The sequence below is a fragment of the Pseudomonas sp. CAN1 genome, assembly GCF_030462585.1.
In the GTDB taxonomy this organism is placed as follows: domain Bacteria; phylum Pseudomonadota; class Gammaproteobacteria; order Pseudomonadales; family Pseudomonadaceae; genus Pseudomonas.
This window is the reverse complement of the sequence record NZ_JASMRU010000006.1, coordinates 125,712-139,507: the sequence shown is the minus strand read 5'-3', so window position 1 is coordinate 139,507 and position 13,796 is coordinate 125,712. Positions and strand designations below refer to the sequence as shown.

Sequence of the window (13,796 nt, the reverse complement as noted above, 5' to 3'; positions counted from 1 at the left end):
CTTGACTCTGTAGCTACTACAGGGTGTGCAATTGGCAGCAACTCGTCAAACAGGAATCGACGACATGACTGCCAATCGCCAGGGGCCGACCATTCACGGCCCGGTACAGGACCGTGAACATGAAGCCGCCGGCTGCTGCGGCTGCGACAAGGGCGCGCTGCTGCGCGCCCCGGCCGCCGAACCTGCCGCACATTCCCATGACCACGGCCATGCCCACGATCACGATCACGATCACGATCACGATCACGATCACGATCACAGCCATGATCATGGCGAAGACCGCAGCGCGCGCGCCGAAAGTGCCGCCACAGCCGCCGCCGGTTCTGCCAGTGGCGAGTTGCACTGGACCAGCCTGCGCATCGAAGCCATGGACTGCCCCACCGAGGAGCGCCTGCTGCGCGATGCGCTGGGCCGCGTGCCTGCCGTGGAAGACCTCGACTTCAACCTGATGCAGCGCCTGCTGCGCGTGCAGCATCGCTTCGACAGCATCGAGCCGCTGCAGAAGCTGGTGGCCTCCCTCGGCATGCAGGCCGAACCGGTGGACGAAAACGCCCCACTCGCCGCCCAGCCTGCCCAGCAGAAGCCCTGGTGGCCGCTGGCGCTGGCCGGTGTCGCCGCAGCGGGTGCGGAGTTCTTCGAGTGGTTCGCCATCGGCCCGCACTGGCTGGTGGCCGTATTGGCCATTGCCGCGATTCTCGGCGCCGGCCTGCCGACCTACCGCAAGGGCTGGATCGCGATCAAGAACCGCAATCTCAACATCAACGCCCTGATGAGCATCGCCGTGACCGGCGCCATGCTGATCGGCCAGTGGCCGGAAGCGGCCATGGTGGCGGTGCTGTTCGCCATCGCCGAGCTGATCGAGGCGAAATCCCTGGAGCGCGCGCGCAACGCCATCCGCGGCCTGCTGCAGCTGGCCCCGGAACAGGCCACGGTGCAGGTGGACGGGCAGTGGCAGGAGGTTTCCGCCAAGGCCGTCGCCCTCGATGCCCGGGTGCGCGTGCGCCCCGGCGAGCGCATCGCCCTGGACGGCGAAGTGCTCGACGGCCGCTCCAGCGTCAACCAGGCGCCCATCACCGGCGAGAGCCTGCCGGTGGAAAAGCAGGCCGGCGATCCCCTGTTCGCCGGCACCATCAACGGCGAAAGCGCGCTGGAATACCGCGTCACCCGCGTGGCCGACGACAGCACCCTGGCACGCATCATCCACGCCGTGGAAGAGGCCCAGGGCTCGCGTGCGCCGACCCAGCGCTTCGTCGACCAGTTCTCGCGCATCTACACCCCGGTGGTGTTCCTCATCGCCATCGCCACTGCGCTGCTGCCGCCACTGTTCTTCGGCGGCGCCTGGCTCGACTGGGTCTACCGCGCGCTGGTGCTGCTGGTGATCGCCTGCCCGTGCGCGCTGGTGATCTCCACCCCGGTGACCATCGTCAGCGGCCTGTCGGCGGCGGCGCGCCTGGGCATCCTGATCAAGGGCGGGGTGTTCCTCGAACTGGGCCGCAAGCTTTCCTGGATCGCCCTGGACAAGACCGGCACGCTCACCGAAGGCCGCCCCAGCCAGACCGACTTCAGTGCCCTGCGCGAAACCAGCGCCGGCGACGTGCGCGCCCTGGCCGCCAGCCTCGCCGCGCGCTCCGACCACCCGGTATCGCAGGCCGTGGCCAAGGCCGCCGAGGCGGACAACATCGCGCTGTTCGCGGTGAACGAGCTGACCGCCCTGCCCGGCCGTGGCGTGAAGGGCGAGATCGACGGCCACACCTACCACCTGGGCAACCATCGCCTGGTGGAAGAGCTGCAGCTCTGCTCGAAGGAGCTGGAAGCACAGCTGGATGCCCTCGAACAGCAAGGCAAGACGGTCATCGTGCTGCTTGATGACGGAGGCCCGCTGGCGCTGTTCGCCGTCGCCGACGCGGTCAAGCAGACCAGCCGCGAAGCCATCGCCCAACTGCATGCACTGGGGGTGAAGACCCTGATGCTGACCGGCGACAACCCGCACACCGCCAACGCCATCGGCGCCCAGGTGGGTATCGACGTGGCGCTGGGCAACCAGTTGCCCGAAGACAAGCTGCGTGAGGTGAAGCAGCGCCAGGAAGGCGGCCAGCGCGTCGGCATGGTTGGCGACGGCATCAACGACGCCCCGGCCCTGGCCCGCGCCGATATCGGCTTCGCCATGGGCGCTGCGGGCACCGACACGGCCATCGAAACCGCGGGCGTGGCGCTGATGGATGACGACCTGCGCAAGCTGCCGTCCTTCATTCGCCTGTCGCGCCAGACCAACCGGGTACTGGTGCAGAACATCAGCCTGGCCCTGGGCATCAAGGCGGTGTTTCTCGCCCTCACCCTGACCGGCGAAGGCACCCTGTGGATGGCGGTGTTCGCCGACATGGGCGCCAGCCTGCTGGTGGTGTTCAACGGCCTGCGGTTGCTGCGCCATCGCGGCTGATCGACGCCGATTGCCGAAGAATGCCCGCCTGCACGGCGGGCATTTTTTTTGAACCCCCTGACAAAACGCTTAGTCCCCTAAACAGATGCCCACTCTCTGCAACGCAGAACCGCACCGGAGAGCGGCCCGCATCCGCCGGCAATCGAAACGCCGAGGGAACCCCCTACCAATCGTCAGAGGATTCGCCCAATGGAACTGAAATCTCAGAGCGCTCGAACCGTCCCGTCCCTTTCCTCCTGTGCCTCGCTGCGCAGCTGGCGCCTGGGGTTGCTCGCCCTCGGCAGTGCCGTGCTGCTGGCCGGCTGCGCCGGCAACCCGCCGAGCGAGCAGATGGCCGTCACCGAGTCCGCGGTGAACGCTGCCGTCAGCTCCGGCGGCCCGGAATACGCGCCGGTCGAGACCAAGAATGCCCAGGACAAGCTCGCCCAGGCGCGCATCGCCCTGAACGACAAGGAATATGACCAGGCCAAGCGACTGGCCCAGCAATCGGAATGGGACGCCCGCGTGGCCGAACGCAAGTCCCAGGCCGTGAAGGCCCAGAACGCTGTGAAGGACGCCCAGCAGGGCGTGATGGAGTTGCGTCAGGAAGGCCTGCAGCAGGCCCAGTGATCCCGCCCCTACGCCCGGTCATATAAGGAATTTCGACATGAACAAGTTCATCGTACTGCCCGCCATCTCGACCCTCGCCCTGGCCCTGGCCGCCTGCTCGACGCCGCCCAACGCCAACCTGGAAAAGGCCCGTAGTGACTTCCAGGCCCTGCAGGCCGAGCCCCAGGCCACCCAGCAGGCCGCCCTGGAGACCAAGGACGCCGGTGACTGGCTGGCCAAGGCCGACAAGGCCTACCGCGACGGCGCCGACCAGAAGGACGTCGACCAGCTGGCCTACCTGACCCAGCAGCGCATCGAGCTGGCCAACCAGACAGTGGCCCTGCGCGACTCCGAGGACCAGTTGAAGAACACCTCCGCGCAGCGTGCCCAGGCCCGTCTCGACGCCCGTACCGCGCAGCTGAACAAGCTCAAGGGCGAGCTGAACGCCAAGCAGACCTCGCGCGGGACCATGGTCTCCTTCGGTGACGTGCTGTTCGACCTCGACCGCGCCGAACTCAAGCCCGGTGCCATGGGCAACGTGCAGAACCTCGCCGGCTACCTGCAGCAGAACCCGGAGCGCAAGGTCATCGTCGAGGGCTACACCGACAGCAGCGGCTCGTCGTCCTATAACCAGGGCCTGTCCGAGCGCCGCGCCGACGCTATCCGCCTGGCGCTGCTCAGCCAGGGCGTGACCTCGGACCGCGTCGTCTCCCGTGGCTACGGCAAGGAGTATCCGGTGTCGAGCAACGCGACCCCGGCCGGCCGCGCCATGAACCGCCGCGTCGAGGTGACCATCTCCAACGACGCCAATCCGGTGCAGCCGCGTTCTTCGGTAAGCGGCACCTACTGATCCGCTAGAACGGCCCGCTCCTGCGCACCGTGCAGGAGCGGCCTCATCCGCGATGTGCCTGGCGCACAGCTGGGGCAATCGCGGACGGGGTCCGCTCCTACCTGAAACTCTGAGCGTGGGCTTTCCCTCTCCCTAACCCTCTCCCTGAAGGGAGAGGGGACCGTTCGGTGCAGGATGAAACCACAGCGTCAGCCGGCACAACCTGCTCTCTCTCCATTCGGAGCGGGGCGCGCAGCCAGGGCGGGGGAGAGGGAAAACCCAGGCACGAACTCTCAGAAGAAGACAGTTGCTCTTACGTGCTCAGTAAGGGCATCCCTACGCAGTCTTGCGTCTGTCACCCGCCTGCAAAGCTGGCAGAATCAGCGGCCCAACTGCAGTCGGAATTCCCATGAAATACGATGACGCCTCCTGGCACTACGAAGGCGACTTCCCCGAAGACCTGCCGCCGTCCGCCGCCGCCACCCACATCGGCATGTTCCTGGCGTGGCTGATCCTCAATGGCAGGGTCAGCGAGGAGCTGGTCGAGGATGCTGCCGAGGCCGTGGCAGCGCTTCAGCGCAAGGACACGACCGGGGCCCGCTTCCTGATCGAGGTGCTGGACGAGAAGCTCATCGCCGAAGACCTCGATGCCCAAGGCAACGCGTTCACCCTTGCCTACTACCGGGGCCTGGATCACGACAGCCGCTATATCGATGACTACTTCGAGACCTTCGGCGTGGACGAAGACAGCCTCTATTCGGTGGCCGACAGCTGGGACAACTACGCGAAGCTGAGCCCGGCGATCGACGCCCGCTACCAACGCTGGATCAGCGACGGACGCCCGGAATACATCGTCTGAGCCAGTCCAGCCGTTGAGCTAGGCCAACAATCGCCGATAGAGCTCCGCCATCTCGGCGGAGAACGGCACCAGCACCAGTTCCTTCAACGAACTTCCCTTCCCCCGTGGACGACGCAGCTCGTCCACGGCAACTTGCGCTGCCGCTTCGGCGGGGTAGCCATAGATGCCGGTGCTGATGGCGGGAAAGGCCACGCTCGCCAGCCCCTTGTCCTCGGCCAGTTGCAGGCTGTTGCGGTAGCACTGGGCGAGCAGCTCCGGCTCGCCGTGCTCACCGCCGCGCCAGACCGGGCCGACAGTGTGGATGACGAAGCGCGCCGGCAGGCGGAAGCCTGCGGTGAGCTTCGCCTGGCCGGTCCTGCAGCCACCCAGCGGGCGGCAGGCGTGGACCAGGTCCGGGCCGGCAGCGCGGTGGATGGCGCCGTCGACGCCACCGCCGCCCAGCAGCGAGCTGTTGGCGGCATTGACGATGGCATCGACGTCGAGACGGGTGATGTCGCCCTGCCAGACGCGGATTTCGGGATGGCTCATGATGCTTGCTCCCTGGGTCTGCGACGTCGGGCTGGCCGTCACTTGACCTCTTGCGGGGTCTCTTCACCCAGGCAGCGCACGGCGCGCTTGCGGCCGTCGACGAGCACGCCGGTCAGGCCCTTCTGGGTCATGTCGAACATCACCAGCACGCCGTCGATGCACTGTGCCTGCTGGTCGGCCGGGTCGAGGGAGAGCTTGGTGGCGTCCTGGCCGGGGATGCTCTTGAGCATGGTGAACTGGGTCAGTTCCAGCGCGTCCTCGGGCTTGGCGAAGTGCAGGTAGCCGTAGTACCAGAGCGTGCCGACCGAAACGAAGATGGTGGCGATGACGGTGAGGATGTAGGAGATCGGGTTGCGGTCGTTCATGGCTTGCCTTGTTGTGAGGTATCCGCCGGCGCTTCCTGGGGTTTTGCCGGTGCCGGGTAGTTCGGGACTTCGGCCAGCCGGCGCAGGCCGGTGAAGTGCTGCGGATCATCGAGGAAGCGCAGCATCACTTCGCGCCACACGGATTCACCGAAGGTTTCCACGTGGTTGCCGCGGGTCAGCTGGAAGACCTTCGGCGGCGGCGCGGCCTTGTAGAGGCTCAGGCCGTTGTCCAGGGGCACAATGGTATCGTCGATGCTGTGGAAGAACAGCACGGGTGCGCCAGAAAGTCGCGGCACCGAGCGGATCGCGCTGTCGCCGTCAGGCACCAGCCAGGACAGCGGTACCTGCAGCGGCCAGGTCAGCCAGCTGGTGGAAAGGGTGTATTGCGCCACGTCGCGGTAGCTGGCCGGCACGCCGTCCAGCACCACCGCGTGCAGCTGTTTCTGCCGCTCCGGATGCATGCCCAGGTAGTGGATCGACAGGGCGCCGCCCAGGCTCTGGCCAAGCAGGATCACCGGCTTGCCCTGCACTTCCGGCGCCTTGTCCAGCCAGGCGAAGGCAGCGTCGATGTCCTGGTAGATCGCCGGCAGGCTTGGCTCGCCCGCGGAGTGCCCGTAGCCGCGGTAATCCACCATCAGCACCTGGTAACCCTGCTCCGGCAGCCAGTAGGCGCCGCCCAGGTGCCAGGCCATGTTGCCGCCGTTGCCGTGCAGGTGCAGCACGGTGCCCTTGACCGGCACGCCCGCTTTCGCCGGCAGCCACCAGCCGGCGATCTTCACGCCGTCGGCGGTGGTCAGGGTGACGTCGCGGTAGTCGAGCTTGGCGCGGGCCGGGGTGATGGCGACGTCGTCGCTGGGGTAGAACAGCAGCGAGCTGCAGCCGCCGAGCGCGAGGAGCAGCGTGAGGGCGGCGGCCTTGAAGCAACGGATCATCGGCAAGTCATCCTTGGGGCGTGATCTGTAGGAGCGAGGGGGACGCCATCGTTATTGCTCGCGAACCCGCCCAGCACCGCAGTCTCCGGCGAGATGTTCGCGAGCAAGCTCGCTCCTACGAAGAGCCGCGCGGGCGGGTTAGAGGATATTGGCGTAATCCGCCTCGATGCGGTCGAGGCTCAGGTGATTGAGGAAGTTGGAGAAGCACATCCACGCCGACAGCGCGTTGAGGTCGCGGAACTGCGGCGGCAGGTACTTGGGCGGCACCACCAGGCCCTCGTCCACCAGCTGGCGCAGGGTGCGCATGTCTTCCAGGGTGGCCTTGCCGCAGAACAGCAGCGGGATCTGCTCCAGCTTGCCCTTGCGCACGGCGAGCTGGATGTAGTTGTAGATCAGGATGAAGCCCTTGAGGTACGACAGGTCCTTGGTGAACGGCAGCCCGGCCGGCGTCGAGCCACGGAACACCCGGCTGGAGTTCTGGTAGCTGCTTTCCTGGCTGTAGCCCTGCTCGCGGTAGAAGTTGAAGACTTCCATGAAGTCTGCGCCTTCTTCCGCCATGTGGATGGCGCGGGTGCGGTTGGTAAGCTTGCGCAGGCGCGTCGGGTAGGAGGCGAAGGCGATCACTTCCATCAGGATCGCCAGGCCTTCCTGGGTCACCGTTGAAGACGGCGGGCCCTTGGCGAGGAAGGTGCAGATCGGCTGGTTGAGGCCATTGAGCGTGGTCCCGACGTGCACCAGGCCCTCGTGGACTTCCAGCGCGCGCACGTCACGCTCGTTGAACATGGCGTCGGCGCGCACCTTGATGTAGTCGGCGCCGGCTGCGGCGTCCGCGACTATGCCGTCGGACTCGAAGACGCGGATGGTGTCTTCCTTGCCGTCGAACACCTTGTTCAGGCGCTCCTGCAGCATCTTCACCGCGTCGCTGGCGGTCAGCGTCTTGGGTTCGTCCTTGAGGTCGCCACGGTCGGCGATGTTGTTCAGGTAGTCCGAGAGCATCAGGCCGAGGTCGGCCAGGGTCGGGTCGCCGGCATGGAAGGCGTCGGAGGCCGAGCCGTAGAGTTCCTGGGAGATCAGCCCGAAGTCCTGGGTGCCGCGCGCTTCGAGCATGCGGATGACCATGCGGTATTCCTTGCACATGCGCCGCATGATCTGCCCGACCGGGTTGAACTGCCCCAGGTGGCGGGTGATATCGCGCTCGATGTTCTGGAATTCCTGCTTCTTCGCACCGCTGTCGAAGGACAGCGGGCGGCTGTCGTAGTAGCTGCGGTCGACCTTCGGCGCGTGCTTGCCGCGGCCCTTGAGGAAGTCGTCGCGGATGCCGTCGTCCCACTTGATGGCGTCGAGCACGCGGATCGGCGTCTGCGCCTCGACGATGCGGTCGGACAGGCCGCGGATGATCTGCTGATAGTCGTTGGGCGGGGAGTTCTTGCGCCGTGGGGTCATTGCTTTTCTCCCGGAGTCACGCGCGAAAAGCGCAGCGCTTCGACGAACACATCGGAATTGGCCGGATCATTGAGGTAAGCGATCACCTGCGGCAACGGGCTGCTCACCAGGGCGCCGGCGCCCTGCTCGGTGTCGACCTTCTCGCCCTTGAGCGTGCCTTCTTTCATGTCCTGCAGGATGTGCTCGACATCCAGGTTGTAGATCACCAGTTCATCCTTGTCGGTGATCTCGAAACCGGCCAGGGCGAAGTTGCCGCCCATGCTTTTCGGCAAACCGGCGGACAGGTACCAGCGCTTGCCGTGGTGGGCCACGGTGAAGCCGAAGTCCTCGACGCTGTCGGTGTTGTCCTTGCTGTCGGTGTAGCTGAGCGCTCGATAGAGGTTGGAGCCGGAGCGGGTGATCTCGACGAACTGTTCCTCGCCGTACTCGTCCACCCGCGACCACTGGCCCAGCAGGTGCGCCGGTGCGGGCTCGTTGGCCGGAATCGGGTCCTTGAACGTCACCAGGCAGCCACTGAGCAGGCAGATGCTCAACAGCAGCAGTGCACGCCAGACTTTCATCACGCCCTCCTTAGGTCCGGATACCTTCCCATGCGATGCGCACGGGTCTCCGGAGTTCCGATACGAAAACCCCGCCGGCGGCGGGGTTGGAATGCAGCAGCTGGGGCTACAGGCCCATCACCAGGTCGAGGTAGCGGCTAAGGATGGCACGCATTTCATCGATCTGCAGGTGGTCGGCACCGTCCAGCAGGCCCTGATACTCCATCTGCAGGATGATGGCCGTCAACACCCGGGCATCCTGTTCGGGCTGTCTGGAACCGAGGACTTCGAAGAAATGCACCACGCCCAGGGAGAGGATGCGCCGGTGGCGCTGGGCGAGTTCGCTGAGATTGGGATTGAGCAGGGCTTCCTGGCGGAACGCCTGTTCGGCCAGCAGGTGCTCGCGGCGCTCGGTGAGCTGGACCTGCACGTACTTGATCGCCAGCTCGACGATGTTCGCCGTCAGCTCGTGGCGCGCCTGCGGGTCATCCTTGGCGAGGCCGCCGGCCATGGCCTGCAGATCACCCTCGACGCTGCCCCAGAAAGTCGACAGGGCTTCGGCGCTGCGTTCGACGAAGAGCGCGAAGGTGTCGGTGATGAGGTCCTGGATATCCTTGAAGTAGTAGGTGGTGGCCGATAGCGGCACACCGGCCTCGGCGGCTACGGCGCGGTGGCGCACGGCACGCACGCCGTCGCGCACGATGATCCGCAGGGCGGCGTCGAGGATCGCCTGGCGGCGTTGCTCGCTACCCTGGCGGCTGGCCTTGCGGCCCTGGTATTTGACACTTTCGGCGATGGCGCTGGCGACTTGCGCAGCGCTGTCTCGCGGGGACACTCGGGTCACTGGCATTACCTCCGGGGCACGGCCTGATGGCGCATTGTTCGGGCTTTTGAGTGGGAAAACAATCGCCGCTGCGCTGCTGCGACACCGGCGCAGGGCGCGGGTCACGAGGCAGAGCAGGCGGTGGGGAATCAGGCCTGGGTGTATGACGTGCTACATAGCGCCCGAGCCACGCCGGTCACGTGCATTTCGTCGGATGGTATACCGGGAGAATCTGATGCTCCTACAGGGGCCATCCCGTGTTGGGCCGAGCGTAGGAGCGGACTACGTCCGCGATGGGTGGGCTGGGTGCCAATCGGCTGGTCGGAGCGCGGGCGAGCCGATCGCGGACAGAGCCCGCTCCTACGACAGCCGGGACGCGATTGAGCGTAGGAGCGGACCGTGTCCGCGAAGTCCCACCGTCGTGACAGCGTTGCAGGATGGACGCCCTGTGGGAACTCGCGTGATAGGACGGTATTCACCGACCAGAGATAGATCCGCCGCGAGGGATTTCGCGGACAAGGTCCGCTCCTACCGGGTGCCCCCGTAACGAAAAAGGCCGCCCCGAGGGGCGGCCTTTTCTTCCGATTCCGGCGCTTACGCCTGCGGGCGCATGTGCGGGAACAGGATCACGTCGCGGATCGACGGCGAGTTGGTCAGCAGCATCACCAGGCGGTCGATGCCAATGCCTTCGCCAGCGGTGGGCGGCATGCCGTATTCGAGCGCGTTGACGAAGTCGGCGTCGAAGTGCATCGCCTCGTCGTCACCGGCGTCCTTCTCCTTGACCTGCAGCATGAAGCGCTCGGCCTGGTCTTCGGCGTCGTTGAGCTCGGAGTAGGCGTTGGCGATCTCGCGGCCACCGATGAACAGCTCGAAGCGGTCGGTGACGCTCGGGTCGTTGTCGTTGCGGCGCGCCAGCGGCGACACTTCGAACGGGTACTGGGTAATGAAGTGCGGCTGCTCCAGCTTGTGCTCGACCAGCTCTTCGAAAATCATCACCTGCAGCTTGCCCAGGCCTTCGTGGCCGAGAACCTTGGCGCCGGCCTTCTTGGCGATGGCGCGAGCCTTCTCGACGTCGGTCAGGTCAGCCGCGGTGAGTTCCGGGTTGTACTTGAGGATGGCGTCGAACACGGACAGGCGGGCGAACGGCTCGCCGAAGTGGAAGACCTTGTCGCCATAAGGAACGTCGGTGCTGCCGAGCACGGCCTGGGCCAGCTCGCGGAACAGCTCTTCGGTCAGGTCCATGTTGTCTTCGTAGTCGGCGTAGGCCTGGTAGAACTCGAGCATGGTGAACTCGGGGTTGTGCCGGGTCGAGACGCCTTCGTTACGGAAGTTGCGGTTGATCTCGAAGACCTTCTCGAAGCCACCGACCACCAGGCGCTTGAGGTACAGCTCCGGGGCGATACGCAGGAACATGGCCATGTCCAGCGCGTTGTGGTGGGTTTCGAAGGGCTTGGCCGCCGCGCCGCCGGGGATGGTCTGCAGCATCGGGGTTTCCACTTCGAGGAAGCCGCGATCGGAGAGGAAGCGCCGGATGTGGGCGATGACCTGGGAACGCACGCGGAAGGTGTGGCGGGTTTCCTCGTTGACGATCAGGTCGACGTAGCGCTGGCGGTAGCGCTGTTCGGTGTCGGTCAGGCCGTGGTGCTTGTCCGGCAGCGGGCGCAGCGACTTGGTCAGCAGGCGCACGCTGGTCATCTCGACGTACAGGTCGCCCTTGCCGGAGCGGGCCAGGGTGCCTTCGGCGCCGATGATGTCGCCCAGGTCCCAGGTCTTGATCTCGGCCAGGGTCTCTTCGGGCAGGGTCTTGCGGTTCACATAGGCCTGCAGGCGGCCGCTGCTGTCCTGCAGGACGATGAAGGAGCCGCGGTTGAGCATGATGCGACCGGCAACCTTGACCGGGATGGCAGCTGCTTCCAGCTCTTCCTTGGTCGCGGTTTCGTACTGTTTCTGCAGGTCCGCGAAGTAGTTCTCGCGGCGGAAGTCGTTGGGGAAGGCGATGGCCTTGGCTTCGCGCACGGCGGCAAGTTTTTCCTTGCGCTGGGCGATCAGCTTGTTTTCTTCCTGTTGCAGTTCGGTCGGGTCGAGTTGTTGGTCGCTCATGGTCGTCTATCTGCCTGGCGTCTTGATCAATAGGGGTTACTGGCGGGATCGGGCCGTGTGGCCCGTCCCGCGGCGGTGCTGTTTACAGGCCTTGTTTCAGGCTGGCTTCCAGATACTCGTTCAGGTCGCCGTCGAGCACCTTGTCGCAATCGCTGCGTTCCACGCCGGTACGCAGGTCCTTGATGCGCGACTGGTCGAGCACGTAGGAACGGATCTGGTGGCCCCAGCCGATATCGGACTTGGTCTCTTCCAGCGCCTGCGAGGCGGCGTTGCGTTTCTGCATCTCCTGCTCGTACAACCGGGCCCGCAGCATTTTCATGGCGGTGTCCTTGTTGGCGTGCTGGGAGCGTTCGTTCTGGCACGCCACCACGGTGTTGGTCGGCACGTGGGTGATACGCACCGCGGAGTCGGTGGTGTTCACGTGCTGACCGCCCGCGCCGGAGGAGCGGTAGGTGTCGATGCGCAGATCGGCCGGGTTGATCTCGATCTCGATGTTGTCGTCGATTTCCGGCGACACGAACACCGCGGTGAACGAGGTGTGGCGGCGGTTGCCGGAGTCGAACGGGCTCTTGCGCACCAGGCGGTGCACACCGATCTCGGTGCGCAGCCAGCCGAAGGCGTATTCGCCCTTGATGTGCACGGTGGCGCCCTTGATGCCGGCGACTTCACCTTCGGACAGTTCGACGATCTCGGCGCTGAAGCCGTTCTTGTCGGCCCAGCGCAGGTACATGCGCAGCAACATGTTGGCCCAGTCCTGGGCTTCGGTACCGCCGGAGCCGGCCTGGATGTCCAGGTAGGCGTTGTTGGGGTCCATCTCGCCACTGAACATGCGGCGGAACTCGAGCTTCTCGAGGATTTCGCGCAGGCGCTGGACTTCGGCTTCGACGTCGCCGACGGCGCCTTCGTCCTTCTCCTCGACCGCCATGTCGAGCAGGTCGCGGGAATCGGCCAGACCGCCGGTGAGCTCGTCGAGGGTCTCGACGATCTGCGCCAGCATGGCGCGCTCGCGGCCCAGGTTCTGGGCGTATTCGGGCTTGTTCCAGACCGCCGGGTCTTCCAGTTCGCGGTTTACTTCGATCAGACGATCATGTTTCAGATCGTAGTCAAAGATACCCCCGAATCGAATGGGTACGGTCGGAGAGGTCCTTGATGCTGTTGAGGATCGGTTGGATTTCCATGGCGGGAAGCTCTCACGGGTAAAGGGCGTAGAAAAGCCGGCAAGTATACGTGATTTTTCGGCGCCCTTTCAGGCTTTACGACAAACCACGCTCACCGTTTCCGCGCCCTCCCCGCCTGCTCAGCCGGCGATGGCCACCTGGTTGCGACCGCCGTGCTTGGCGTTGTAGAGCGCCTGGTCGGCCAGTTCGATGAGCTGGCGGCAGGCCTGCCCGTTCTGCGGGATCAGCGTCGCGACGCCGACGCTGACGGTCAGCGGCGAGCCGGGAGTGGGCAGCTCGTGGCTGATGTTGAGGTCCTGCACCGAACGCCGCAGCTTCTCCGCCAGCAGGCGCGCACCGCCGGGCGAGGTGTTTGGCAGGACCATGACGAACTCCTCGCCGCCGTAGCGCGCCGGCAGGTCCGAGGGGCGGCTGCAGTTGCCACGGATGGCCGCGGCCACCTGGCGCAGCGCCTCGTCGCCCTGCACGTGGCCGAAGGTGTCGTTGTAGGCCTTGAAGTGGTCGACGTCGATCAGCAGGATCGACAGCTGGGTCTGCTCACGCACGCCGCGGCGCCACTCCATCTCCAGGTATTCGTCGAAGTGGCGGCGGTTGGACAGCCCGGTGAGGCCGTCGGAGTTCATCAGGCGCTGCAGCACCAGGTTGGTTTCCAGCAGCTGCTGCTGGCTCTCGCGCAGCGCGCGGTAGGCCTCGTCGCGCTGCAACAGGGCGAGGTAGGAACGCGAGTGGTAGCGCACCCGGGCGATCAGCTCGATGGCGTCGGGCAGCTTGACCAGATAGTCGTTGGCGCCAGCGCTGAACGCTGCGCTCTTCACCGCCGGGTCTTCCTTGGTCGACAGGACGATGATCGGCAGATCGCGGGTGGCCGGGTTGGCGCGGTACTCGCGGACCAGCGAGAGACCGTCGGCGCCGGGCATCACCAGGTCCTGGAGGATTACCGTGGGCTTGATCTGGATCGCCAGGGCGATGGCCTGGTGCGGGTCGGAGCAGAAGTGGAAGTCGATGCTCGGGTCGTCCGCCAGGGCACGACGCACGGCTTCGCCGATCATCGGCTGGTCATCGACCAGCAGCACCATTACAGCGGAATCGCCTGGGGTCTTCACGGGGTCATTACTCTGCTTTGAGTTCATGGAAACAGGGTTCATGGAAACTGGATTCTTAAAAAAGAGGGGCTC

13 protein-coding genes are annotated in these 13,796 nt (G+C 65.6%); 4 read left to right on the top strand and 9 right to left on the bottom strand.

What is annotated here, in order from left to right; genetic code table 11:
- The first annotated feature begins 64 nt into the window (after positions 1-64).
- The 4 genes from QO207_RS11115 to QO207_RS11100 all read left to right on the top strand — a co-directional run bounded on the left by QO207_RS11115 (position 65) and on the right by QO207_RS11100 (position 4,713).
- On the top strand, positions 65-2,437 hold the full coding sequence (locus QO207_RS11115; RefSeq protein WP_301532477.1) for a heavy metal translocating P-type ATPase: 2,373 nt from the start codon (positions 65-67) through the stop codon (positions 2,435-2,437).
- A gap of 189 nt (positions 2,438-2,626) precedes the next feature.
- On the top strand, positions 2,627-3,046 hold the full coding sequence (locus tag QO207_RS11110) for a DUF4398 domain-containing protein (RefSeq protein ID WP_301532476.1): 420 nt from the start codon (positions 2,627-2,629) through the stop codon (positions 3,044-3,046).
- A 37-nt stretch (positions 3,047-3,083) separates the two neighbouring features.
- The gene (locus QO207_RS11105; protein WP_301532475.1) at positions 3,084-3,875 is read left to right on the top strand and encodes an OmpA family protein; all 792 of its coding nucleotides are present in this window, start codon (positions 3,084-3,086) and stop codon (positions 3,873-3,875) included.
- Between the two features lie 388 nt (positions 3,876-4,263).
- Entirely contained in the window at positions 4,264-4,713 is a 450-nt protein-coding gene (locus QO207_RS11100) for a hypothetical protein (RefSeq protein ID WP_301532474.1), read from the top strand.
- A gap of 18 nt (positions 4,714-4,731) precedes the next feature.
- Here QO207_RS11100 and QO207_RS11095 read toward each other — a convergent pair whose 3' ends face one another.
- The 9 genes from QO207_RS11095 to QO207_RS11055 form a co-directional block, all read right to left on the bottom strand.
- Positions 4,732-5,241, bottom strand: coding sequence for an O-acetyl-ADP-ribose deacetylase (locus tag QO207_RS11095; RefSeq protein WP_301532473.1), 510 nt, complete (start codon positions 5,239-5,241; stop codon positions 4,732-4,734).
- Between the two features lie 38 nt (positions 5,242-5,279).
- Positions 5,280-5,606, bottom strand: a complete 327-nt coding sequence (locus tag QO207_RS11090; protein WP_301532472.1) for a hypothetical protein — start codon at positions 5,604-5,606, stop codon at positions 5,280-5,282.
- Positions 5,603-6,538, bottom strand: a complete 936-nt coding sequence (locus QO207_RS11085; RefSeq protein WP_301532471.1) for an alpha/beta hydrolase — start codon at positions 6,536-6,538, stop codon at positions 5,603-5,605. Before QO207_RS11085 ends, QO207_RS11090 begins: the two co-directional genes overlap by 4 nt.
- 138 nt (positions 6,539-6,676) lie before the next feature.
- Positions 6,677-7,981, bottom strand: a complete 1,305-nt coding sequence (locus tag QO207_RS11080; RefSeq protein ID WP_301532470.1) for a flavohemoglobin expression-modulating QEGLA motif protein — start codon at positions 7,979-7,981, stop codon at positions 6,677-6,679.
- A complete protein-coding gene (locus QO207_RS11075; RefSeq protein WP_301532469.1) occupies positions 7,978-8,541 on the bottom strand; it encodes a hypothetical protein in 564 nt (187 codons plus the stop codon). The genes QO207_RS11080 and QO207_RS11075 overlap by 4 nt, the downstream gene beginning before the upstream one ends.
- Positions 8,542-8,647: 106 nt before the next feature.
- Positions 8,648-9,364, bottom strand: coding sequence for a TetR/AcrR family transcriptional regulator (locus QO207_RS11070; RefSeq protein ID WP_301532468.1), 717 nt, complete (start codon positions 9,362-9,364; stop codon positions 8,648-8,650).
- 573 nt (positions 9,365-9,937) lie between these two features.
- Positions 9,938-11,443, bottom strand: a complete 1,506-nt coding sequence (lysS, locus tag QO207_RS11065) for a lysine--tRNA ligase (RefSeq protein ID WP_301532467.1) — start codon at positions 11,441-11,443, stop codon at positions 9,938-9,940.
- A gap of 82 nt (positions 11,444-11,525) precedes the next feature.
- Positions 11,526-12,621, bottom strand: a protein-coding gene (gene prfB, locus QO207_RS11060) for a peptide chain release factor 2 (protein WP_253443383.1) whose coding sequence is annotated in 2 segments (ribosomal slippage) — positions 11,526-12,548 and positions 12,550-12,621 — 1,095 coding nt in all. Because the reading frame shifts where the segments join, the coding sequence is not laid out codon by codon here.
- Positions 12,622-12,740: 119 nt separating this feature from the next.
- A complete protein-coding gene (locus tag QO207_RS11055) occupies positions 12,741-13,751 on the bottom strand; it encodes a PleD family two-component system response regulator (protein ID WP_301532466.1) in 1,011 nt (336 codons plus the stop codon).
- Between the last annotated feature and the right edge of the window lie 45 nt (positions 13,752-13,796).

Coding starts and splice junctions, on each gene's coding strand:
- QO207_RS11115 (WP_301532477.1), top strand. CDS start 65: ATGACTGCCAATCGCCAGGGGCCGACCATTCACGGCCCGGTACAGGAC.
- QO207_RS11110 (WP_301532476.1), top strand. CDS start 2,627: ATGGAACTGAAATCTCAGAGCGCTCGAACCGTCCCGTCCCTTTCCTCC.
- QO207_RS11105 (WP_301532475.1), top strand. CDS start 3,084: ATGAACAAGTTCATCGTACTGCCCGCCATCTCGACCCTCGCCCTGGCC.
- QO207_RS11100 (WP_301532474.1), top strand. CDS start 4,264: ATGAAATACGATGACGCCTCCTGGCACTACGAAGGCGACTTCCCCGAA.
- QO207_RS11095 (WP_301532473.1), bottom strand. CDS start 5,241: ATGAGCCATCCCGAAATCCGCGTCTGGCAGGGCGACATCACCCGTCTC.
- QO207_RS11090 (WP_301532472.1), bottom strand. CDS start 5,606: ATGAACGACCGCAACCCGATCTCCTACATCCTCACCGTCATCGCCACC.
- QO207_RS11085 (WP_301532471.1), bottom strand. CDS start 6,538: ATGATCCGTTGCTTCAAGGCCGCCGCCCTCACGCTGCTCCTCGCGCTC.
- QO207_RS11080 (WP_301532470.1), bottom strand. CDS start 7,981: ATGACCCCACGGCGCAAGAACTCCCCGCCCAACGACTATCAGCAGATC.
- QO207_RS11075 (WP_301532469.1), bottom strand. CDS start 8,541: ATGAAAGTCTGGCGTGCACTGCTGCTGTTGAGCATCTGCCTGCTCAGT.
- lysS (WP_301532467.1), bottom strand. CDS start 11,443: ATGAGCGACCAACAACTCGACCCGACCGAACTGCAACAGGAAGAAAAC.
- QO207_RS11055 (WP_301532466.1), bottom strand. CDS start 13,751: ATGAACTCAAAGCAGAGTAATGACCCCGTGAAGACCCCAGGCGATTCC.